Here is a 22,598-nt window from a genome sequence, read left to right as displayed (position 1 = left end):
CTTGTCGTAGGCTTCTAGCCTTGGGGCGGAGTCCTCAGGAACCCGGTAAAGCGCCCAGCGACCTGGCCGGCATCGGTAGCCACAATGACTTCCTGCGTCGCCGGATAGCTCGTTTCACCATCAATCACGGCCAATTCCGCTTCCGGATCGACGTTGCGCTTGACCACGGCCAAGGCGATGGGCCCGGCTTCATAATGCAAGGTCGCGGAAGTAATCCGGCCTACCGTGCGTTCTCCCAGCTTCACTTCGGCGCCGGCGGCAGGCAACGTGTGCATGGAACCGTCAAGGTCCAAGAACACCAGTCGGCGCGGCGGGTGGCCAATGTTGTGCACGCGGGCAATCGTTTCCTGGCCCTTGTAGCAGCCCTTGTTCAAATGCACCGAGGTACGCAGCCAGTCCAGCTCGTGGGGAATGGTCTTGTCGTCGATCTCAGCGCCGAAACGCGGTTCCCACGCGGCAATGCGCAAGGCTTCGACAGCCATCATGCCGGCTAGTTCTTCGTCACCTACGGCTTCGGCCAGATTCTCCAGCTCCACGATGTGCAAGAACCATGGACGTTCCTTGCCTGGGTGGTCTTCGCGGGAATAGGCCCACCCGCCCTCGGCAATGCCTGGCCATGGGTTCTCCCAGACCAGCGATCCAGCGGTGCCGATCTTGCGGGTAGCTGCCAGCACGCCATAGCTGGAGGAAAGGTCATTGACCTCAACGCGCAGCATGAAGCGCATCGAGTTCAAGAACTGCTCCAACGCTGCCCCGGCGCCCGGTTCAACAATCAGCAGCAATCGGTCTTCGGCGGCGAGCACCTTCATCTCGTGCTCAATGCGACCCTGGACCGAAAGCAACAGCGCCTGGGTGCTGCCCCCTGGGTTCAGATGGGAAATTCGCTGGCTGCTGAGCGTATCGAGCCAGCTCTGCCGATCCTCGCCCCGAATCTCGACAACGTCGAAGTGGCTCAGATCGGCAACTGCCTGGCCCTCGGCGAGCTTGCGTGCTTCACGGGTCGGCGCGCCGTAGTGGGCTGCGACACCGGCATCAACACCGCCAGCTTCCACAGCCCCAGCGCGATCAAGCAGAACTGAACGGTATCCAGCGGCCATGATCAGTTCGCCGTCCCTTCGGTCGTGACACGCTTGAGCGCCGCGGAGGCGTGCGCCTGGAGGTCCATATTGCCCTTGGAGACATCCCAGCGCCAGAACAGCTCGCCATTGACCAGACCGTAGATGCGAGTGGACGATGCGTAAGCCTGGGCATTCTTGCTGCGCAGCAGGCTCTCGGTGGCAAGCTGAATACGCGGCCCATCAATCAGGCCGTAATACAGCTCTGAGATGCCATCAGGCCGGACGATATGCGCCTGGATCTTGAAGCCGTCCTCGGTGTGCAGCTTCTGCACATCGTCAGCCGAACGCAATACCGGGAAGATATCCCCCGGCACCATGCCAGGACCCGCATCGGCATCCTGCTGTTCGCGGTCCAGCGACCAGAATCCGGATTCAACCGCCAGGATGCGCAGCTTCGTGCCATCGGCTTCTGTCAACCAGGCTTCGCTGCGGTATTCAAGGTAAGGGCCGCCAAGGTCGCGGAAGATGACTTGCTGCCAGAAGTACTCGTCCTCGGCTTCGCCTTCGCCAAGACGGCCGGCACCTTCCCAGGTGCCAATGAGCCAAGCGAAAGGTACAAGTTCCGGGGTGAGGTCCGTAGGTATGTCAAAGGCCATGGACTACTCGCTCCTAATTTAGTTAGTGATGAAAAGAAAACAGCGCACACGTTGTTGTGTGCGCTGTTTCTACTTCTGGCCCTGGAAGAGGCGCTTCACTACCAGGCCCGCGAACCCGGCCATTCCGAGACCGGCGATCACTACAAGTGCCTGGAAGAAAATTTCGATTGCAAGGTAATTTTCATTCATGGCTTCATCTTAGCGTGCGAGCCCGGACAACTTCGACACGCGTGACGCAGCTTGCATCATATTTGAACCGCTCACCGTTAAATGAATGCCAGAACTTCCATCGCATACCAGCTGACAGCACCGCTCATCAGCAAGATGGCGCAGGCCAAGCCCAGGATTCCACTCAGATTGCGCACGCTGCGGCTGACCAAAGCCAAGGCGCGTAACGAACCAACCAGCAGTCCTGCCAGCAACCCGAGGATCGCACCCTGGTACCAAAGCAGATCCATGGGCAACGCACTGGACGCCGCGCCCAATGCGGCAGCGACCACCGGCGCAAGAATCATCGTCATCCGGTTCGGAAGTCGGGTTGCAGACACCGCGCCGGCCCCGAGCAGCGCGACCACGGTGATCACGGTCAACCCAAAGCCGTATGGCGCGTAAGCGCTGGCGGCCCAGGCAGAACCGAGCACGCCCAGGACAATGCCAGTGACACCGGAAACCACGCCGGCCAACCGGCCTTCGGCTTCTGCACCGCGCAATACTTGGCTGATAAATACCAGAAGCACGCCAACCGCGATGACTTCGACGCTATGTGACATCATCGACCCGCCCGGCAGGAACATGGCCAAGGCCGTGGCAGCCAACGAGCATAGCGCCAAGATGATGGTGATCGGCCATGGCGCATCGGAGCGAACCATGCGAGGCCACGTATAGGCGAAAATCAGCTGCAATACCGCGGTGAGCACACCCATCAGCCAGCTCATCGAATCCAGACTTGCGGCAATGACAAGCAGTGCTGCTGCAACGAGCCCACTGAATAAAACCTTGATTCTCAAATTCCGATTCCTGACGGTAATGTGTCCGCACTTGCGTGTTCACATGCGTGCTTCAACTGATTCATTCCTTATACTGTGACACGTAAAAGTGATTTTTTCGCAACTATCTGGCAGGAGGCAGACCGATTGGCTCACCTACTGCTCCTAAGTAATCATGCCGAAAATGCCGCTGAAGTTCTTCCGGCACTTGAACTGTTGATGCACGAGATTTCATTCTTCCCTGCAACCACAGAGTCGCTGAGCCAACTCCCGGAATGCGATGCGCTCATTCTCGATGCCCGCACCGATCTGATTCCGGCTCGCTCTTTGGCACAGCTCTTGCACGCCAACTTGAATCTCCCCTTGCTGCTGGTTGTCAGCGAGGGCGCACTGGGCATTTTGAATTCGGACTGGCACGCGACGGATTTCCTGCTGCCTTCCGCGATTCCTGCCGAACTTGATGCACGCATCCGTCTGATGCTCTCACGCGCATCGGCGCCTGCCCAGGCGCAGGTCGAGCCCGAAAGCTCTTCGGGCCTGCGCATCGATGAGTTGAGCTACACCGCCCGTATCGATAACCGCATGCTGGACCTGACATACAAAGAGTTTGAACTGCTCAAGTACCTCGCGCAGTTTCCCGGTCGGGTCTTCACCCGCGAGCAGCTGCTGCATGAGGTGTGGGGCTACGACTACTACGGCGGCACCCGTACCGTTGACGTGCATGTGCGCCGTTTGCGCGCGAAACTCGGCACCGATCATGAGCAGCTCATTGGAACGGTGCGCAACGTCGGCTACCGCTTCCACACCGAATCATAACTTTCGGATAACTCCTACCCACTTCCCACATTTTGCGACTATCGTGAAATGCATGAGCGAACTGCCACAGAACACTGTTTCCATTCAGCACGTCCCCGGTGAGCTTGATGAACGGGTGCTGTCCGACGTGCGTCAACTAGCACTCGATGCGCAGGAAGCCGATGGCAATCCGCCGTTGAGCGATCAGACCCTGGTGGCCTTGGCAGCCGATGAGTCAAACGGAAATCTAATTGCACTGCTCGCTGAAGCCGGTGAAGGTGCGGATTCCACGTTGGCCGGTGTGGCTGTCGCGGTTCGGGAATCCGAGGAGCACCCTTGGGTCCTGGAACTGGTGGTCCACCCTGAGCATCGTCGGGCCGGTATTGGCCGCGCCCTGTTGGGCAAGCTCGGCGAGCTGCTGGACCTCTCGCAAATCCAGGCGTGGGCGCACGGCGACCACGAGGCGGCCAAGAAGCTGGCCGCCGGCGTAGGACTGAACCGCGTACGCGAGCTGTTCCGGATGCGCCGCGAAGGCACCGATTATTTGGAAGAATCCCCGATTGACCGCCGCATCATGGTTCGCACGTTCCGCGTTGGCGAGGATGAGCCGCAGTGGCTGGAAGCCAACGCCAAGTCCTTCGCCCACCATCCCGAGCAGGGCTCGCTGACCCTCGACGACCTCGAAGCACGCATGTCCGAGGACTGGTTCGATCCAACCGGCTTCTTCCTCGCATTCGATGCGGAGGAGAATCTGCTCGCCTACCACTGGACCAAGATCCATCCTGCCTCCGCTGACGCGGCACGTCCCACCGGCGAAGTCTATGTTGTCGGGGTGGTTCCCGAGGCGCAGGGACTGGGCTTGGGCCGTTCCTTGACCACCACCGGCGTCAACTACCTGCTTGAATTGGGCGTTGATGCGGTGATCCTGTACGTCGATGCCGATAATGAGGTAGCGGTGAAGCTCTACCGCTCGCTGGGCTTCACACTTTGGGATGCCGACATCATGTACGGTCCGCAGAAGATAGACTAGGGGTATCGGCAGTTCCGATTATTTCGGGACTGCCACTAGCGGTGTCTTTAGCGTCCACTTGCAGGAAAGAAGTGAGTTCAGCAGATGAATAGCTACCCCAAGGAAACTGGTACTCAACTACGCGATGTCCCTTCTTCGAAAGTCAACGAGGACCGCATAGAACCTGCCGATTCGCTGCCGGACTTGCATCCTGATGGCGGATTCAAAAATGAACGTTTCCTTGACCGCGAGCTCAGCTGGCTGCACTTCAACGCCCGTGTACTGGAACTGGCCGAAGACACCGATCTGCCATTGCTGGAACGTGTGAACTTCCTGTCCATCTTCGCCTCGAACCTCGATGAGTTCTTCATGGTTCGCGTTGCCGGGCTGAAGCGCCGCATCCACGCAGGACTGGCAGTGCCAGCGGCAAACGGCATGAACCCGGTAGACCAGCTGGAGCTGCTGCTCTCCTCGGCCCACGCACTGCAGACCCGCCACGCCAAGGTCTTCGCCGACTCGGTCTACCCGGATTTGACCGAGCAAGGGATCCGCATCACCACATGGGAAGACCTTTCGGCCTCCGAACGAGAACTGCTTTCCAAATGGTTCGTTTCCCAGGTGTTCCCGATACTCACCCCGCTGGCCGTTGACCCCGCCCACCCGTTCCCCTACATTTCCGGCCTCTCGCTGAACTTGGCTGTGGTAGTCCGCAACCCATTGACCGGCAAAGAACTCTTCGCCCGCTTGAAGGTGCCGGACACCATCGCCCGCCTGATCAGCATCGACGGCACCCGCGCTGCGCACTCGTCGCTGCGCACCGCCCGCTTCATCCCGCTCGAAGCGCTCATCGCGGTACACCTGGAGCTGCTGTTCCCCGGCATGGAAATCGTTGAGCACCACTTCTTCCGCGTTACCCGCAACGAAGACCTGGAAGTTGAAGAAGACGATGCAGAAAACCTGCTGCAGGCGCTGGAGAAGGAATTGCTGCGCCGCCGCTTCGGTCCACCGGTTCGCTTGGAGGTCGCCGATGACATCAACCCCGAAATCATGGAACTGCTCACGCGCGAACTAGGTGTGGAAGAGGACGAGGTCTTCAAGCTTCCCACCCCATTGGACCTGCGCGGCCTCGGTGTCATCGCATCGCTGGATCGTTCCGAGCTGCACTACACCAAGCATGTCGGCCATACTTCCAACTACCTGAACGAATCGGAAACTGCCAAGGCCGCCAATGTGTTCGCGGCCGTACGCCGCCGCGACATCCTGCTTCACCATCCCTATGATTCCTTCTCCACCAGCGTGCAGGCCTTCCTGGAACAGGCCGCAGCTGACCCGAAGGTCATGGCCATCAAGCAGACCCTGTACCGCACCAGCGGCGACTCGCCAATTGTCGATGCGCTGATCGACGCGGCAGAAGCCGGCAAGCAAGTCCTGGCCCTGGTGGAAATCAAGGCGCGCTTCGACGAGCAGGCCAACATCTCCTGGGCTCGCAAGCTGGAGCAGGCCGGAGTGCACGTGGTCTACGGCATCGTTGGCCTGAAAACCCACTCCAAGCTCTCCCTGGTGGTTCGCCGCGAAGGCGACAAGCTGCGCCGCTACTGCCATATCGGCACCGGAAACTACCACCCGCGCACCGCGCGCTACTACGAGGACTTCGGCTTGCTCACCTGCGACGACGAGGTTGGCGAGGATATCTCCAAGCTCTTCAACCAGCTCTCGGGCTACGCCCCGCGCTCGACATACAACCGCTTGCTGGTTGCTCCGCGTTCGGTACGCACCGGACTGCTGGCGCACATCGAGAAGGAAATCGTCAACGCCACCGCGGGCAAGCCGGCGAAGGTCGTCATCAAGGTCAACTCGATCGTGGATGAAGCCATCATCGATGCGCTGTACCGGGCCAGCCAGTCAGGCGTCAAGGTGGAAGTCATTGTTCGCGGCATCTGCGCCCTGCGCCCGGGTGTCCCCGGACTGAGCGAGAACATCGAAGTGCGCTCCATCCTTGGCCGTTTCCTTGAGCACAGCCGCGTGTTCATGTTCGAAAATGGCGGAGATCCACTGGTGTACATCGGCTCCGCCGACATGATGCACCGCAACCTGGACCGGCGCGTGGAAGCCCTGGTTTCGCTGCGCAACCCGGAAGACATCGATCGCATGATCACGCTGCTGGCCCGCTACATGGATGACAAGACCGCTTCCTGGCACTTGAACTCCGATGGAGAATGGATCCGCCATTACCAGGACGAGGATGGCAAGCCGCTCTCCGATGTCCAGTTCTGGCTAGTAGAAGAACATGCCCGCCGACGGAACAGTGGACGTAACAGCTAGTGAACGAATCAGAGCTGCGCGATACCCGCACCAGGGCTCGTGACATCATCCGATCCGCAGACGCCGAGGAAATCCGCCTTGGCGAATACGACATCGTGGCTGCCGGGGCGATCCCCTGGAGGCTGAAGGACGGCAAACTGCAAGTTCTCTTGATCCACCGTCCCAAGTACGACGACTGGTCCTGGCCCAAGGGAAAGCTGGACCAGGGCGAATCCATCGCAGAGTGCGCGTTGCGCGAGGTCCGCGAGGAAATCGGGTTGCGCATAACCTTGGGCATCCCGCTTTCGGCCACTGCCTACACAGTCGGGCAGAAAACCAAGGTCGTCTACTACTGGGCGGCCAAGACCGATCCGCAGACGGTGATCGAACCCGACGGCGCAGAATGCGACGAGACGCGCTGGGTCAGCCCCAAGAAAGCTGCCAGGATGCTGTCCGCGGCCACCGACAACCAGCCGCTGGACGACCTGGTGCGGGCCCATGACGCTGGCGTGCTCGATACGCACCCGGTGCTGATCGTCCGCCATGCCAAGGCCAAGCCGCGTGGCAAATGGACGCGCGCCGAGGGCGACCGCCCGCTGGCGGCGACCGGACGGCGCCAAGCGCAGGCTGTTTCGCGGATGCTCGAAGCGTGGAAGCCTATGCACGTGGCTTCTTCGCCGTGGATGCGTTGCGTACAGACGATTACGCCCTACGCAGCCTTGCACGCGTTGAACCTCAAGAGCATCAAGGCACTGACCGAACATGCTGCCACGCGCAAGCCTGAGCGAGCCCGCAAGGCCGTGCAGAAGCTGTTCGACAAGTACCGTTCCCAGGTCATTTGCACCCATCGGCCGGTGCTGCCCTTCGTACTGGAGGTCCTCGCAAAGAACTCCACCGCTGAACTGGCCCAGGCGCTGCCGGATCAAGATCCCTATTTGGAACCAGGATCCTTGATCGTTGCACAGCAGGTCCAAGCCGGCAAACCGCGCATTGTCTCATTCGAGATCCACACGCCGTACCACGATTAGCCTCGACGACCGCTGCCCGTCCATTGCATGCCGTGCATCGATGTTCTCTCATGGCTTGGCTCGACCCGTTGCATCTGGCTCCGATTAGGGATAAGACTGTAAATAGGACACACGTCACAGCCGAGAATGAGGTAATGCCATGACTGCCAAGCAGCCGCACCAGCCAGTCGAGAAGATTGTGCACCATGGCCTGCGTCTGGATCACGACGCGAGCCGTGGCCGCTATTCGCTGTGGCACGGTTCCACTTTCGTCGGCTTTCTCGGCTACCACGAAGAAGACGGGATCGCCACGATTCAGCACACCATCGTCAATGAGGAATTCGGCCGCCGCGGATATGCTCGTGCCCTGGTGACCTTGGTTCTGGACAAGTTCCGCGACGAGGGCCTGAAGATCATTCCCGAATGCAGCTACGTCCAGGACTACCTGCACCGCTACCCGGAATACAACGACATGGTGGTTTCCGCCAGCTAGCCTCGAATGCGAGCAGGGTCATCCTTGCGCCTTGTTCCGGCAGCATCCCGAGTGATCTAAACTGGAAGGTGTGAATAAGCCAGCGCCGACCACCAGCACGACAGGTATGATGACGAGTTCAATCGCGACCCCCTATGAAGATCTGCTTCGAGACGTGCTGGAAAACGGCGCCTCCAAGGAAGACCGCACCGGAACCGGAACCCTGTCGGTATTCGGCCGCCAGATCCGCTTCGATCTGAAGGATTCTTTCCCGCTGATCACCACCAAAAGGGTGCACTTCAAGTCTGTGGCTGCCGAGCTCCTGTGGTTCCTGCGCGGCGAGTCCAACGTGAAGTGGCTGCAGGACCAAGGCGTTCGCATCTGGAACGAATGGGCTGATGAGCACGGCGAACTCGGCCCGGTCTACGGCGTCCAATGGCGCAGCTGGCCAACTCCCGAAGGCGGCCACATTGACCAGATTTCCCAGCTGGTCGACTCGTTGCGCAACAACCCTGACTCCCGCCGCCATATCGTCTCGGCGTGGAACGTCGCAGAAATCCACAACATGGCGCTGCCGCCATGCCACGTGTTCTTCCAGTTCTACGTCGCCGAAGGCAAGCTCTCGTGCCAGCTTTACCAGCGCAGTGCAGACATGTTCCTGGGCGTGCCTTTCAACATCGCCTCCTATGCCCTGCTCACCCGCATGCTGGCGCACCAGCTCGACCTGGAACCAGGCGAGTTCATCTGGACCGGCGGCGACGTGCACATCTACACCAACCACTTGGAACAGGTAAAGGAACAGCTCTCCCGCGATCCTTACCCATACCCGACGCTCAGCTTCAATTCCAAGCCAGAGTCGATCTTCGACTACACGCTGGAAGATTTCAGCGTCAACGACTACCAGCACCACCCGACCATCAAGGGAACCGTAGCCGTATGACCTCCAATCCGCGCCACGCGCACGAAGCGCAACCGCTAATTGGCGCCATTTGGGCCCAAGCCGAGAACGGCATCATTGGCGCTGGCGGTGCTATGCCATGGCATGTTCCCGAGGATCTGGCCCATTTCAAGCGCACCACCGCAGGCCATCCGGTAATCATGGGCCGCACCACATGGAACTCATTTCCGGCGAGGTTCCGCCCCCTGCCAGGCCGCACCAACATCGTGCTGACCACTCAGGCCGATGCCCATGGGCAACTTCGCAAGGACGGCGCAGTACCCGTCTCGAGCCTGGAAGAAGCCGTTGCCCTGGCACAGCGCAGCGAAGGCGGCGAAGAAGTCTGGATCATTGGCGGCGGCAAGGTCTACGCACAGGCACTGGACCTGCTGGACCTCGCAGTGGTCACCAAGCTTGATGTCTCCCCCGAAGGAGACACCTCTGCACCCGCGCTCACCGCCGACTTCGCTCTGGGTGCTTGCGATCCATCCCAAGAATCGGAAGCTGCCCGTTGGCATACTTCCTCCACCGGTACCCGCTACCGCTTTGAAACCTGGCTTCGCCAAAAGGACTAGAACGACCATGAAAAAATACATCGGAGAGCTCAAGCAGCACCCCGAGGCACTCTTCATTCTCGGATACATGCTCTTCCCGCTGCTGGCATTGGTGGTGGCCGTACTCGGCTTCTTCATGGTTCTGGGCGGCCACAAGATTTTCGGACTGATCCTATTGCTGGTTCCCACGCAGATCTTCATCTTCTCGGCGATGTGGGCGATCAAGAACCGCAAGCTGCTGCTTGAGGAAAAGTAAAACTTTCGCTGTACCGAATCACACCTGAACCCTGCTGGGGCTTGGGTGTGATTCTGCTTTAACTCTTGTAACGAACCGGGCTCTGCCCGATCATCGCACCTACCATGGAGACATGACTTCATCTGTTGGTTTTGTAGGTTACCGAGGCATGGTTGGATCCGTGCTGATGCAGCGCATGCTCGACGAGGGCGATTTTGCCCAGATCGACCCGGTATTTTTCTCGACTTCCAATGCTGGCGGCAACGCCCCGGCATTCGCTGAGGGCGCCGGCCCGCTGCAGGACGCGTTCGACATTGACACGCTGTCGAAGTTGCCGATTATCGTCACCGCCCAGGGTGGCGACTACACAACCAAGGTCCACACCGAGCTGCGCAAGTCCGGCTGGGACGGCCTGTGGATCGATGCCGCGTCCTCGCTGCGCATGAACGATGATTCCGTCATCGTCCTGGACCCGGTCAACCGCTCGGTGATCGACGAATCCCTGGCCGCTGGCACCAAGGACTACATCGGCGGCAACTGCACCGTCTCGTGCATGCTCATGGGCTTGGGCGGGTTGTTCAAGAACAACCTGGTCGAGTGGGGCACCGCGATGACCTACCAGGCCGCTTCCGGCGGCGGAGCCCGCCACATGCGCGAACTGCTCACCCAGTTCGGCGACATCAACGCATCGGTGGGCAGCGAACTGGCTGACCCGGCAAGCGCCATCCTGGAAATCGACCGCAAGGTTCTGGAAACCCAGCGCGGAAACCTCGACGCTTCCCAGTTCGGCGTACCGCTGGGCGGCTCGCTGATCCCATGGATCGACGCGGATCTGGGCAACGGCCAGTCCCGCGAGGAATGGAAGGCAGGCGTTGAGACCAACAAGATCCTGCAGACTTCCGGTGAACAGCAGATCATCATGGACGGACTGTGCGTCCGCATTGGCGCCATGCGTTCGCACTCGCAGGCACTGACGCTGAAGCTGAAGGAAGACCTGCCGGTCTCCGAAATCGAGTCGCTGCTGGCAGCCGACAACGAGTGGGCCAAGGTCATCCCGAACGAGAAGGAAGCGACCGTGGATCAGCTGACTCCGGTCGCGGCTTCAGGCACCTTGGACATCCCGGTAGGCCGCATCCGCAAGCTGGAAATGGGCCCGGAATACATCTCGGCCTTCACCGTCGGCGACCAGCTGCTGTGGGGCGCAGCGGAGCCGCTGCGCCGCATGCTCGCTATCGCCCAGGGCCGCCTCTAGCCATCCCTGAAGCGCAAACCATGGCACACAGCCCGGAACAGGATTTCTGTTCCGGGCTGTGTGCCATTTTCCTGCAGGTGAGCGCTAGCGGGCCAACTCATTCCTGAGCAGCGAATAGATCAGCTGGTCATGCCACGCACCGGCACGCCACTGCGCTTGCCGGATGACACCCTCGCGGGTGAACCCCAGCTTCTCCAGGCACCTCTGCTCAGCCAGGTTTTCAGCGGCTGTCGTGGCCTGAATCCGATGCCGCGGGTAATGGGAGAACAAGTAATCGACAAGCAACTCCTGCGCTCGGGTGCCAAGGCCCAGGCCGCGGAACTCGGCAAAGATGCCGATGGCGATTTCCCAGCAGGCAGAGGTGTTGGCCCGGCCCCACGACGTGACGGTGAACCAATCGGCTTTGCCGATGACCTGCTCTCCCAGGCAAATTGCCAGCGCACCGTCAGCGCTGCCGATCATTTGGTCTTGGGCCACGCGGTTGCGCAGCTTGCTGGTATCCCAGAAGCCGAACCATTGGGCTTCGCCGGCGCCCTGGACGGATTGGAAGTTCACCTCCAGCAGGTCGATATCTGCTGGACAGAGCTTTCGCAGGGATACTTCCGCCACGGCATTCCTCCCTTGCCCCGGCAACCGCCGGGAAGCATTTCACTTAGAGCACTTCGCCAATCAGCAACGGCTCGTTGACCAGTTCAATTCCAAAACGTTCCTGCACGCCGGCACGTACTGAGCGGGCGATGGCCAAAATGTCCTGGGCAGTGGCTTCCCCGCGGTTGGTGATGGCCAGCGTGTGCTTGGTGGACAGCGAGGCGCGGCCATCGGCGAGCGCGAATCCGCAGGTCCCCTCCAAACCGTAGCCCTTGGAGAAACCGGCCTGGTCGATAAGCCACGCAGCGGACAGCTTCACGAAGCCGGCTTGTTCCACCGGGTAGTTCGGGGCGTTCGGCGGAAGCTTGTCCAGGACGCTGGATTCAACGATGGGGTTGGTGAAGAAGGAACCGGTGGAATGCGAGTCAGCGTCCTTGATATCAAAGACCATGCCCTTGGAACGGCGCAATTCGAGCACTGTTTGGCGCACTTGGAGCGCGTTGGCGCGGTCTCCCGCTTCAACCCCGAGCCGGCGGGCCAGCTCTGTGTAGCGGATCGGAGCCGATTCGTTCTCGCGGGCCAGCAGGAACGCCACCTCGAGGACCACATAGCGCGGGGACCCATTGGTGCTGGTGCGCTTGATGAGCGACTCCCGGTAGGCGAATTCAAGCTCGGCGTTATCCAGCTTGAGCACCTGGTCGCTCTCGCGGTCATAGGCGCGCACCCACGCCAAGGTCTGGGACACGTCTGCACCGTAGGCTCCAACGTTCTGCACCGGGGTGGCACCGGTGCACCCTGGGATGCCCGAGAGCGCTTCCAGCCCGCTCAGGCCCTCAGCCAAGCTGTATTCAACGGTCGTGTCCCAGTTCTCGCCGGCTGCGGCACGCAGCAGCACCTTGCCATTCGGCTGCTCGTCCAGGTGCAATCCACGGGTGGCAATCTGCACGGCAACACCCGGGAAGCCCTCATCGGAGATCACCAGGTTGGACCCCCCGCCAATGAGCAGGACGTCCTGCCCTGCGGCATCCGCGGCGGCTACTGCGTGAGCCAGTTCAGCTTCGCTGGTTGCGGTCACCATTTGCCGGGCTGGCCCGCCGACGCGGGTCGTGGTCAGGTTCTTCAGCATTGCTTCAGTTTACTTTCCGTATGAGGAGGTAGGTGTGGGCTTCCTGCCCGGCCAGTTAGGCCTTGGGCTCGCCGCCGGCACGGCTTCCGGCGGCATTCGAGGACAGGCAGAAGGCCACAACCACCAGGATGGAGATGGAGCCCAGGGCCGGCAGCAGCCCGATGACTTCGGCCAGCAGACCCAGGAGGGGCGGGCCGCCGAGGAACGCGCCGTACCCGATGGTGGACACCACCGAGACGCGGGTCGCGGCATGCACCGGATCATCCGAGGCAGCGCTCATGGCCAACGGGAAGGTCAGGGCCACGCCCATGCCCCAGATGGCCAAGGCCACGAAGGCCAGGGGCAGATTGTTGCCGAAGGCGAAGAGCAGCACGCCAACCAGCGCGCTGATGGCGCTGGCACGGATCATGAAAACCCTGCCCATCCGCAGGATCAAATCGCCGGAGAGCAGGCGGGTCAGGGTCATGGCGGCCACGAAGACGCCGTAGCCGATGGCGCCCACGCCTTCCTTCGTCTGGTATCCGTCCACCAGCGCCATGGCCACCCAGTCTCCGGCAGCGCCTTCGGCCAGGGCCATGCCCAGCACCAGCACGCCCAGGAGCACGGTCTGCGGCTCGGTCCAGGCCTTCTTCAGCGAGGACCCGTTGCTGCTGGTGCGCGGGGTCCGGCTGAAGTCTTCGCCGAAGAATCGCGCGCTGAACAGCACCGTGGCGATGATGAGAAGGCCCATGAGGCCGTAGTGGTACTGCAGCGGGATCTGCAGGCGTGCGCCCAGCGCGCCGGCACCGGCGCCGATTACCGTGCCAATGGAGAAGAAGCCGTGCAGGGCAGGCATGATGCTCTTGCCCAGGGCCCGTTCCATGGCCGCGCCTTGGACGTTGGAGGCGACATTCCATGAGGCGGTGCCCAGTCCCTGGGCGAAGAGGAAGATGCCGCAGATGACGGCGCTGCCGAAGATCCCGGCACCGACGCCGACGAGGATCAGCGAGCCGCCGGCCAGGGTCGCGGCGATGCGCATGACGCTGGTGGCGCCCAGCCGCAGGACCAGCTGCCCCGAGACCGACACGGACAGGAAGGACCCTGCGCTCAGGCACAGCAGCAGCAGGCCGACACTGGCGTGGTCTAGCGCCAGGGCGTCGCGCACCGCCGGCAAGCGCGAGACCAGGGCCGAGATCAGCAGGCCGCTGGCCAGGTAGGCGGCCATCAGCGCATTGCGCCACTGGGTTGCCGGCCGCTGCGCATCACCTGGAAGCTGCATGCCTAGAGCTGCACCACTGCCTGGCACTTGAGCAGCACCTTGGCTCCATCGGCCGAGACTGCCAAGTCGATGCGGGCGGTGCGGGCTTCGGCGTCCAAGGCGCCGACCTTGCCTTCCACCGAGATGGTGGTGCCTTCATGCTCCGATGGGTTGGAGCCTTCCGGGTCCTCGACGACGACCGGCTTGGTGAAGCGGGTCTGGTAGTCGATGATGGCGCCCGGGTTCCCTACCCACTGCGAGACCAGGTCGATGACCGAACCCATGGTGAACATGCCATGGGCGATCACCGAAGGCAGTTCCACCTCCTTGGCGAAGCGCTCATTCCAGTGGATCGGGTTGAAGTCGCCCGAAGCTCCGGCATAGCGAACCAGGTCCGCGCGGTTGACCTGCACCGTGTGCGATCCAATGACCTGTCCCTTTTCGAGGCTGTCGAATTCAATCATGCTTAGTCCTCAGCTCGTACCAGTAGCGATGAAACGGTGGTGGCGATCTTCTCGCCGGCCGCGGTGGTGATTTCGGCGCGGGTGGTGATCATCGCGCCGGCGCCCATCTCGCGGACCTGGTCCACGTAGAGCTCGGCGAGCAGTTCATCACCCGCCACGATCGGTCGGTGGTGGGTGAATCGCTGGTCGGCATGCACCACGCGGGAGAAGTCGATGCCGCTGGCCGGGTCGGAGATCAGCTGCGCATCGGCCCGCTGTGCGATGATGATTGCGAAGGTCGGCGGGGCGACAACGTCGCTGTAGCCCAGCTTGCGGGCTGCCTGCACGTCGTAGTGCGCCGGGTTGGCGGCTTTGGTGGCGGCGGCGAATTCGCGGATCTTCTCGCGGCCTACCTGGTAGGACTCGCCGGCAGGGTAGATGCGCCCTACCAGGTCAGGGTTGATGCCCATGGGTTCTCCTGAACGTTGTTGGACGTGGCCGGGCGTGGATGCCGCCGGATACGAAATCCGGGCGCAGCTGCCCGGTCACACTGTGGAATTCTTGCGGGAGCCTAGTTCTGCCCGTCGGAGGGGCGCTTGTTGGTCCGTGGTGCGGCAAGGCCATTCTCGATGCGCCACTGGCGTGCGTCCTTGGCCCGGACAACCAGGCTGGCGATGTGGCAGAGCATGCCGATGACCATGATGCCGATCGCGGTGTAGACCGTGGGCAGGGACGGAATGTTGGCGCCGATGATGGCCAGGATGATGCCCACGCCCATGATGCCCATGGCGGCGAAGACGAGCTTCTTGTAGCGCGGCGAGGCGGATTCCCAAGGAGTGTTGGTCATGGCTCAAGTCTAGTTCAGCCCGGGCCGGGAGCGCTCATTGCCGCCGGGGCATTTCCGCGTGACTCCCCCGACAGCATTCTGGTCTCAGAACAAGGCGGATTGCTCTTCCTTGAAGTCCCCGCGCTGCTCCACCACCGCGACCTCGCGGGTTTTCAGCTCGGCGGCATCCAGCACGCGCAGGGTGGTGCCATCGCCGCTGTCGGCGAGGATGCTCTGTCCCAGCACGCCGCGGATGCGCAGGTTCACGGTGCTTCCGGGCAGGGCCGTGGTCCAGGCATGCAGCGCATGCGCATCCCAGGCGCCAATGACTGGGCGGGCGAAAGCCGGCTGCTCCCACAGCTCGTCGCGCAATTGCACGCCGTAGGCCTCCAAGCCCCGCTGCGCGCCGAGGAAGTCCCGGGCCCTGCCTGCTGCGTCGGCGTTGATCTGATCAAGCTGGGCGTAGTCCAGTTCCCAGCTAGCCAAGCCCTTGACCTTGGACTTCTGCCTCACCTGCTGGCTCAGGCCCACATGCTCGGTGACCAGGTCTTCGAGCACCCGGATGGCCGCCCCGTCGTTGGCGCGGGCGACATAACGCGCAATGACCGCGCCCTGCTGCGCCAGCCGGGTCCACTTGCTACTGGTCGAGGTGGTGCCGACCTTGGTCGCGCCGTGGGCGAAGCTGGCTATATACAAGAAGTGCGGCTGTTCCAGGTACTTGCGAAGGCCTTCGGGGGCTTCGCCCGTCTTGTGGAAATGGTGCATGAACTTCGACTGGTCCAGCCGGCGGCAGCTCTCGCATTGGGTACCGGTGCGCAGGGCCTGGTTCTTGGGGCACGGCAGCGTATTGCGCGAGCCGTCGGCCTTCATCGTGATGTAGCCCAGGCAGAACTTCAGTTCTCCGATCTCCAGGGCCAGTGAACGCCCCGCTTCCAGGTACTCGGTACCCCAGGTTTCACCGCTGCGCAGCCGGAGCATCGGGGCGGGTTCATGTTCTGCGAAGCTGATGCCGTGGCATAGCTGCCGGGTAGCTGAAGCGAATTCCATCAGGACCTTTCTGAAGTTTCCCCTCCCAACGATAGTTCACCGCAGATGGCCAGGTCCGGCGGACAGGTTGGCCGATACACAAAGTCCGAAAGTTAGCTGAACAAATTCCCGATTGGTTCTGGCCTAATTCTTAGGAGATGCCCGTAGGCTGAAACTGCACCGGAAACGTACCGCGGGCCGGGCCACAATCTGTTGAGGTGATCCAGGATTTCTGTCCCATTTGATGACGAGACGCGTGCAGTGGCAATCTCAGCTGCTGGAACTACCCCTTCCCCGGCTGAGTTGCAGCGATTGACGAAGGCCTTCCACCATGATTTCCAGCGCTTCATGATGGAATACCAGTTTGCGGTGGACGAAGTACTGACCAAGGTCTCGATCTTGCGCGAAGAGTTCTTGTACTTGCACAAATACAATCCAATCGAACATGTCAGTTCCCGGGTGAAAACTCCGGAGAGCATCATGCGCAAGGTTGCCCGCCGGAATATCGCACCGTCTCTTACTGCCATACGCGAGAACCTCAGCGATATTGCGGGTGTGCGCATCACCTGCAGTTTCGTCAAGGACATCTATAAGGTCCTGAACACCTTGACCGCTCAAAATGACCTGAAGGTCATCCAGATCAAGGATTACATCAAGAACCCGAAGCCTAGCGGCTATAAAAGTGTTCATGCGATTGTGCAAATTCCGGTCTTCTTGTCCGACGGCCCTGTCGACGTTGTAGTGGAGTTGCAGATCCGCACCATCGCCCAGGACTTCTGGGCAAGCCTGGAACATAAGATTTTCTACAAGTACGAGGGCGAGGTTCCAGAGCATCTGGTACAGGAGCTCGCCGATGCGGCAGCTGTTGCAACGAAACTCGATATGCAAATGCAACGGTTGCATACCGAAGTACACGGCCATGATGCCAATGACCAAGCAGGCCACGAGGCGACATTCGATACGAAGGCCTTCCAAGGACTGCTGTCGCTGGCACAGCAAGCCAGCACCAGAGGCCCCGAAAAGTGTGCCGACAACTAAGCCTTAATGGCTTTAGCGCTCAAGGTCCGCCGAAGACCGTTTCGAACCCGGAAACCAAAAAAAGATCCTCAGCCGAAGCTGAGGATCTTTGATTTGGTAGCGGCGCCGGGACTCGATCCCGGGACCTCACGATTATGAGTCGTGCGCTCTAACCAGCTGAGCTACGCCGCCACAAGTGAGAAACAATCCAGTAGAAGCCAAGAAAGCTTCTCACTCAGAGCCCCCTGCCGGAATCGATCCGGCGACCTCGTTCTTACCAAGAACGCGCTCTACCACTGAGCTAAGGGGGCAACGAGTAAATACTCTACACGCATTTCCCGGCAAAGAAAAATCGGCAAACCGATCTGGAAAGCGCCCGGGGATTTCCATAAAACTGCTAGTCAAAACGGTTTTAGCCAGACCTTGAAGACAATCAGGGACGAAGGCTGGGACAAAAAGTGTTCTGGTGACGATGCTCACTGGGTTGCCCCTCGCGGTCAATCGCCGCTTCGCTCAGGCTTACAGGATAGAGTTCCGCGCCGAATTCCCTTGAGGTAGCCGGCAAATCTTCCAACACAAATACTCCAGAAGAGAACACTCCCCCTGCCCCCCGAACTCCAGGGCCACGGGTCGTCCGGAAGGGTGCGCGACATCCGGCTGGGTGCGCGGCATCCGGTGGGTGAACTCTCCACCACGTGCGGCAACCGGAATTCAGTGGCATGAAGGCAAGCTATTGCGGGCGCAGAATCCCCCTACGTTCACCGACCTCCATTTCCGTCTTGATTAGGAACATTGTGATGTCAGCAACAAATCCCCGGCAGATTTTGCAAACCTCGAAAACCTGTGTAAAGTATTTACCTGTTGCCCCCTTAGCTCAGTGGTAGAGCGCGTTCTTGGTAAGAACGAGGTCGCCGGATCGATTCCGGCAGGGGGCTCGAAATGAGAGAAGCAATCTGGTTCCAGATTGCTTCTCTTTTCGTTTATCTACCGCTCTCAGTGCCCCATCGCGCGGCCATCGCTTCAGCCTGCGCCCGCGCTGCTTCGCCAGTTATCTGCCACGCCCTTTTCCCAGATTCCGTATTCGCGCCGCAAGAGACTGATCGCTTCCAGAAACTATCTCCTGCCGCCGGGGCCAGTGCCCGTATCCTGACTTGATGTCACTGTTCTGACCACTGGATTTGCGTTTCCTCCTCCCAAGCGTGCTAAGTTGTTCGCGACCACACGGGTGCCCTGGCAAGGGCTGAGATCGGGCTATCGCCGTCCGCGACCGTTGAACCTGTCCGGGTAATGCCGGCGAAGGAAGTGAGTTTCCAAGTGGAACAATTTGAACAGCACCCTGCCCACACCCTTGCCTACCGCGAATCTGCGGGAATTTCTGTTCCCGTCACGCAGATCCATCTGGCAGACTCCCCCAATGGAAAGCCCAACGAGCCGCTGTCGGTGTATCGCACCAGCGGACCGGGAAGCGAACCGACCCAGGGCTTGCCACCCTTCCGCGAGCGATGGGTCCGGGAGCGCGGGGATGTGGAAACCTATGCCGGCCGCGAGCGCAATCTGCACGACGACGGGCGCTCAGCGGTCCGCCGCGGCACGGCCAGCGCGGAATGGGCTGGACGTTCGGCCCCTCCGCTGCGGGCCGTTGGAGGAGCCCGCGTGACGCAAATGCACTATGCGCGCGCCGGGGTCATCACCCCGGAAATGCGCTATGTGGCGCTGCGCGAGGAATGCGATGTCGAGCTGGTGCGCAGCGAGCTCGCCGCCGGACGAGCCATCATCCCGGCAAACATCAACCATCCGGAATCCGAACCGATGATCATCGGCAAGGCGTTCCTGGTCAAGATCAATGCGAATATCGGCAACTCGGCGGTGACCAGCTCCATCGCTGAAGAGGTCTCCAAGCTCCAGTGGGCCGCCAAATGGGGTGCCGACACGGTGATGGACCTGTCCACCGGAGAGGACATTCACACCACCCGCGAATGGATCATCCGTAACTCCCCCGTGCCCATCGGCACCGTGCCGATCTACCAGGCGCTGGAGAAGGTCAATGGCGAAGCCAACAAGCTGACCTGGGAGATTTTCCGCGACACCGTCATCGAGCAGTGCGAGCAGGGCGTGGATTACATGACCATCCATGCCGGTGTGCTGCTGCGCTACATCCCGCTGACCGCCAACCGGGTCACTGGCATGGTCTCGCGCGGCGGCTCCATCATGGCCGGATGGTGCCTGGCGCACCACCAGGAGAATTTCCTCTACACCCACTTCGATGAGCTGTGCGAGATCTTCGCTCAGTACGACGTGGCCTTCTCGCTGGGCGACGGGCTGCGCCCGGGCTCCATCGCGGATGCGAACGACGCAGCGCAATTCGCCGAGCTGGATACCCTGGCCGAGCTGACCAAGCGCGCCTGGCAGTACGATGTGCAGGTGATGGTCGAGGGCCCGGGGCATATCCCCTTCCATCTGGTGCGCGAGAATGTGGAGCGCCAGCAGGAATTGTGCGACGGGGCCCCGTTCTACACCCTGGGCCCGCTGGTTACCGATATCGCGCCGGGCTACGACCACATCACCAGCGCCATCGGCGCCACGGAGATTGCCCGCTACGGTACCGCGATGCTCTGCTATGTCACCCCCAAGGAGCATCTGGGGCTGCCCAACCGGGATGACGTGAAGACCGGGGTGATCACCTACAAGATCGCGGCGCACGCGGCAGATCTGGCCAAGGGGCATCCGGGTGCCACGGCACGGGATGATGCGCTGAGCAAGGCTCGCTTCGAATTCCGCTGGAATGACCAGTTCGCGTTGTCCCTCGATCCGGTCACCGCGCAGGAATTCCATGACGAGACGCTGCCGGCCGAGCCTGCGAAGACTGCCCACTTCTGTTCCATGTGCGGGCCGAAATTCTGCTCCATGCGCATTTCCCAGGATATTCGCGACGAATACGGCTCGGCCGAGGCGCAGGCGGCATTGGCCGGGATGGCGCAGAAAAGCAGGCAGTTCCTGGAAAGCGGGGGCACGGTCTATCTCGGGGACGAGATCCCCGTCGGGACCCCTGCCGAGTAATGAGCCCGGGCATGCGAAAACGCCCTTGGGGCAAGCTTTCGGCTTGCCCCAAGGGCGTTTTCCAGTGCTATTCAGCTGTGCGCTGCAGGCTTAGTAGTCGCGACGTCCACCGCTGCGGTTCGAATCGCTGTAGCGGTCCTTGCCACCGCGTCCGCCGCCGAATCCGCCACGTCCGCCATTGCGTCCGCCACCGTAGCCGCCACGGCCGCCACGTCCACCACCGTAGCCGCCACGGCTGCCACGGAAACCACCGCGGTCGCCATCGTCGTCACGGCGCGGGCTGCGGCCACTGTCGAGCTGGAGATCGATGGCTTCGCCGCCAATACGGGTCTTGGACAGTGCACGCCACTGGTCCTTGCTCAGCTCTGCTGGCAGCTCCACCAGGGTGTGGTCCGAACGGATGTCGATGCCGCCGATTTCCGAAGAATCGAAGCCGCCCTCGTTGGCCAGTGCGCCAACGATCGAGCCTGGCTGCACGCGGTTGCGGCGGCCAACTGCCAGACGGTACATGGCGTTGCCCTCGGCAGCGGTCTTGCGGGCACGTGGACCGCGCTCACCGCGTTCGCCACGCTCCGGGCGATCCATGCGGGCCTTCTTCGCAGGCGACATGACCGGTTCGGTCATCAGCAGCGGGCGTCCGCCCTGGGCCATCAAAGCCAGTGCAGCCGCGATTTCCAGGTGGTCCAGGTCCTCGTGCTCGGCAGCGAACTTCTCCACGATCTCGCGGAAAGTAGTCAGGTCCTGGCCGCTGATGGTCTTGTCGATGCGGTCGGTGAACTTCTGGATGCGGCGGTCGTTGACCGAATCCAGCGACGGCAGCTGCATCTGGGTCACCGGCTGGCGGGTCGCCTTCTCGATGGCACGCAGCAGGTACTTCTCGCGCGGGGTCATGAACAGGATCGCGTCGCCCTTGCGGCCGGCACGGCCGGTGCGGCCGATGCGGTGCACGTAGGACTCGGTGTCATGCGGGATGTCGAAGTTGATCACGTGCGAAATGCGCTCGACGTCCAGGCCGCGGGCCGCCACGTCGGTAGCCACCAGGATGTCGATCTTGCCCGAGCGCAGGTTCTCCACGGTGCGCTCGCGCTGCTGCTGCGGGATGTCGCCGTTGATGGCGGCAGCGGTGAAGCCGCGGGCCTTGAGCTTGTCGGCCAGGTCTTCGGTAGCCATCTTGGTGCGCACGAAGGTGATCACGCCGTCGAATTCCTCGGATTCGAGGATGCGGGTCATGGCGTCCAGCTTGTGGGCGCCCATGACCTGCAGGAAGCGCTGGGTGATGTTGGTGCCGGTGGACTGCTTGGACTTCACGGCGACTTCCTGCGGGTTGCGCAGGTATTCAGAGGCGATGCGGCGGATGGTGCGTGGCATGGTGGCCGAGAACAGGGCAACCTGCTTCTCTTCCGGGGTCGCTTCCAGGATCTTGTCGACCTCTTCGGCGAAGCCCATGCGCAGCATTTCGTCGGCCTCGTCCAGCACCACGTACTGCAGGTTCGACAGGTCCAGGGAACCCTTGTTGATGTGGTCGATCACACGGCCGGGGGTGCCCACGACGACCTGTGCGCCACGGCGCAGGCCGTTGAGCTGCGGGCCGTATGGGGAGCCGCCGTACACGGGCAGAACGGTGAAGTTCGGCAGGTACTTGGCGTAGGAGGTGAAGGCCTCGGCGACCTGGAGGGCCAGCTCGCGGGTTGGAGCCAGGACCAGGATCTGCGGGGTCTTGGCTGGGCCATTGGTGTCAGCCAGTTCGGCCATGCGGGACAGGGCAGGCAGTGCGAAAGCAGCAGTCTTGCCGGTACCGGTCTGGGCCAGGCCGACAACGTCGCGGCCTTCGAGGAGCAGTGGAATGGTCGCTGCCTGGATTGGCGATGGCTTCTCGTAGCCAAGGTCGGCAAGCGATGCAAGCACGCGGGCATCCAGGCCAAGCTCGGAGAAGAGCACGGTTGGCTCTTCCGGGGTCTGGTTGTCGTTGGTGTTTACGGGCATGTCAGAAGACACGAAGAATTACCTCATTCGTTT

22 protein-coding genes, 3 tRNA genes and 1 riboswitch are annotated in these 22,598 nt (G+C 61.5%); of the genes, 12 read left to right on the top strand and 13 right to left on the bottom strand.

Annotated features, from left to right (window positions below):
* Positions 1-14: 14 nt before the first annotated feature.
* From BKX98_RS00960 to BKX98_RS00950, 3 genes are all read right to left on the bottom strand, one after another.
* Positions 15-1,097: a folate-binding protein YgfZ gene (locus BKX98_RS00960; protein ID WP_073705889.1), complete on the bottom strand. Its 1,083-nt coding sequence runs from the start codon at positions 1,095-1,097 to the stop codon at positions 15-17.
* 2 nt (positions 1,098-1,099) lie between these two features.
* On the bottom strand, positions 1,100-1,714 hold the full coding sequence (locus BKX98_RS00955) for an FABP family protein (RefSeq protein WP_073705888.1): 615 nt from the start codon (positions 1,712-1,714) through the stop codon (positions 1,100-1,102).
* 266 nt (positions 1,715-1,980) lie between these two features.
* Complete coding sequence (locus BKX98_RS00950) at positions 1,981-2,649, bottom strand: hypothetical protein (protein ID WP_038992227.1); 669 nt, start codon at positions 2,647-2,649, stop codon at positions 1,981-1,983.
* A 198-nt stretch (positions 2,650-2,847) separates the two neighbouring features.
* On the opposite strand from BKX98_RS00950, the gene BKX98_RS00945 reads away from it, so the two are divergent.
* From BKX98_RS00945 to asd, 9 genes are all read left to right on the top strand, one after another.
* Complete coding sequence (locus BKX98_RS00945; protein WP_073705886.1) at positions 2,848-3,516, top strand: response regulator transcription factor; 669 nt, start codon at positions 2,848-2,850, stop codon at positions 3,514-3,516.
* 52 nt (positions 3,517-3,568) lie between these two features.
* Positions 3,569-4,525, top strand: coding sequence for a mycothiol synthase (gene mshD / locus BKX98_RS00940; RefSeq protein WP_073705885.1), 957 nt, complete (start codon positions 3,569-3,571; stop codon positions 4,523-4,525).
* An 84-nt stretch (positions 4,526-4,609) separates the two neighbouring features.
* A complete protein-coding gene (locus tag BKX98_RS00935) occupies positions 4,610-6,826 on the top strand; it encodes an RNA degradosome polyphosphate kinase (protein ID WP_038992229.1) in 2,217 nt (738 codons plus the stop codon).
* On the top strand, positions 6,826-7,833 hold the full coding sequence (locus tag BKX98_RS00930) for an NUDIX hydrolase (RefSeq protein ID WP_233125253.1): 1,008 nt from the start codon (positions 6,826-6,828) through the stop codon (positions 7,831-7,833). Before BKX98_RS00935 ends, BKX98_RS00930 begins: the two co-directional genes overlap by 1 nt.
* A 139-nt stretch (positions 7,834-7,972) precedes the next feature.
* Entirely contained in the window at positions 7,973-8,305 is a 333-nt protein-coding gene (locus BKX98_RS00925) for a GNAT family N-acetyltransferase (RefSeq protein WP_066140787.1), read from the top strand.
* A 109-nt stretch (positions 8,306-8,414) separates the two neighbouring features.
* Complete coding sequence (locus BKX98_RS00920) at positions 8,415-9,224, top strand: thymidylate synthase (RefSeq protein ID WP_073706414.1); 810 nt, start codon at positions 8,415-8,417, stop codon at positions 9,222-9,224.
* Positions 9,221-9,796, top strand: coding sequence for a dihydrofolate reductase (locus BKX98_RS00915; protein WP_073705884.1), 576 nt, complete (start codon positions 9,221-9,223; stop codon positions 9,794-9,796). Before BKX98_RS00920 ends, BKX98_RS00915 begins: the two co-directional genes overlap by 4 nt.
* A 7-nt stretch (positions 9,797-9,803) precedes the next feature.
* The gene (locus tag BKX98_RS00910) at positions 9,804-10,031 is read left to right on the top strand and encodes an NF038396 family protein (protein WP_038992232.1); all 228 of its coding nucleotides are present in this window, start codon (positions 9,804-9,806) and stop codon (positions 10,029-10,031) included.
* A gap of 112 nt (positions 10,032-10,143) precedes the next feature.
* Positions 10,144-11,262 carry an aspartate-semialdehyde dehydrogenase gene (asd, locus tag BKX98_RS00905; RefSeq protein ID WP_073705883.1) on the top strand — a complete coding sequence of 373 codons (1,119 nt, stop codon included), beginning with the start codon at positions 10,144-10,146 and terminating at the stop codon, positions 11,260-11,262.
* A gap of 84 nt (positions 11,263-11,346) precedes the next feature.
* Here asd and BKX98_RS00900 read toward each other — a convergent pair whose 3' ends face one another.
* The 7 genes from BKX98_RS00900 to BKX98_RS00870 form a co-directional block, all read right to left on the bottom strand.
* A complete protein-coding gene (locus BKX98_RS00900; protein WP_073705882.1) occupies positions 11,347-11,871 on the bottom strand; it encodes a GNAT family N-acetyltransferase in 525 nt (174 codons plus the stop codon).
* 43 nt (positions 11,872-11,914) lie between these two features.
* Positions 11,915-12,976, bottom strand: coding sequence for a UDP-N-acetylmuramate dehydrogenase (locus BKX98_RS00895; RefSeq protein ID WP_073705881.1), 1,062 nt, complete (start codon positions 12,974-12,976; stop codon positions 11,915-11,917).
* A 55-nt stretch (positions 12,977-13,031) separates the two neighbouring features.
* Positions 13,032-14,234 carry an MFS transporter gene (locus tag BKX98_RS00890; RefSeq protein ID WP_073705880.1) on the bottom strand — a complete coding sequence of 401 codons (1,203 nt, stop codon included), beginning with the start codon at positions 14,232-14,234 and terminating at the stop codon, positions 13,032-13,034.
* A gap of 2 nt (positions 14,235-14,236) precedes the next feature.
* Positions 14,237-14,677: a MaoC family dehydratase gene (locus BKX98_RS00885; RefSeq protein WP_038992237.1), complete on the bottom strand. Its 441-nt coding sequence runs from the start codon at positions 14,675-14,677 to the stop codon at positions 14,237-14,239.
* Positions 14,678-14,679: 2 nt separating this feature from the next.
* On the bottom strand, positions 14,680-15,126 hold the full coding sequence (locus BKX98_RS00880) for a MaoC family dehydratase N-terminal domain-containing protein (protein ID WP_073705879.1): 447 nt from the start codon (positions 15,124-15,126) through the stop codon (positions 14,680-14,682).
* Between the two features lie 101 nt (positions 15,127-15,227).
* Positions 15,228-15,503 (bottom strand): hypothetical protein, encoded by a 276-nt coding sequence (locus BKX98_RS00875; protein ID WP_038992239.1) that lies wholly within the window; start codon positions 15,501-15,503, stop codon positions 15,228-15,230.
* 84 nt (positions 15,504-15,587) lie between these two features.
* Positions 15,588-16,529 carry a DUF2797 domain-containing protein gene (locus BKX98_RS00870; RefSeq protein ID WP_083586566.1) on the bottom strand — a complete coding sequence of 314 codons (942 nt, stop codon included), beginning with the start codon at positions 16,527-16,529 and terminating at the stop codon, positions 15,588-15,590.
* A 240-nt stretch (positions 16,530-16,769) separates the two neighbouring features.
* Between BKX98_RS00870 and BKX98_RS00865 the strand changes: the two genes are divergently transcribed.
* A complete protein-coding gene (locus BKX98_RS00865; RefSeq protein ID WP_052253876.1) occupies positions 16,770-17,546 on the top strand; it encodes a GTP pyrophosphokinase family protein in 777 nt (258 codons plus the stop codon).
* Positions 17,547-17,640: 94 nt separating this feature from the next.
* Here BKX98_RS00865 and BKX98_RS00860 read toward each other — a convergent pair.
* Both BKX98_RS00860 and BKX98_RS00855 read right to left on the bottom strand, forming a co-directional pair.
* A tRNA-Met gene (locus tag BKX98_RS00860) sits at positions 17,641-17,717 on the bottom strand.
* Positions 17,718-17,764: 47 nt separating this feature from the next.
* Positions 17,765-17,836, bottom strand: a tRNA-Thr gene (locus BKX98_RS00855).
* 552 nt (positions 17,837-18,388) lie between these two features.
* On the opposite strand from BKX98_RS00855, the gene BKX98_RS00850 reads away from it, so the two are divergent.
* Both BKX98_RS00850 and thiC read left to right on the top strand, forming a co-directional pair.
* Positions 18,389-18,460 (top strand) — tRNA-Thr (locus BKX98_RS00850).
* A gap of 276 nt (positions 18,461-18,736) precedes the next feature.
* Positions 18,737-18,844, top strand: a riboswitch (TPP riboswitch).
* On the top strand, positions 18,840-20,582 hold the full coding sequence (gene thiC, locus BKX98_RS00845; protein ID WP_038992337.1) for a phosphomethylpyrimidine synthase ThiC: 1,743 nt from the start codon (positions 18,840-18,842) through the stop codon (positions 20,580-20,582). It overlaps the preceding riboswitch by 5 nt.
* A gap of 90 nt (positions 20,583-20,672) precedes the next feature.
* Here the strand turns inward: thiC and BKX98_RS00840 are convergent, their stop codons facing one another.
* Positions 20,673-22,565, bottom strand: coding sequence for a DEAD/DEAH box helicase (locus tag BKX98_RS00840; RefSeq protein ID WP_073705877.1), 1,893 nt, complete (start codon positions 22,563-22,565; stop codon positions 20,673-20,675).
* Positions 22,566-22,598 lie beyond the last annotated feature (33 nt).

This window comes from Glutamicibacter sp. 0426 (assembly GCF_001906485.1).
Taxonomy (GTDB): Bacteria; Actinomycetota; Actinomycetes; order Actinomycetales; family Micrococcaceae; genus Glutamicibacter; species Glutamicibacter nicotianae.
This window is presented reverse-complemented; position numbering and strand designations above follow the sequence as displayed.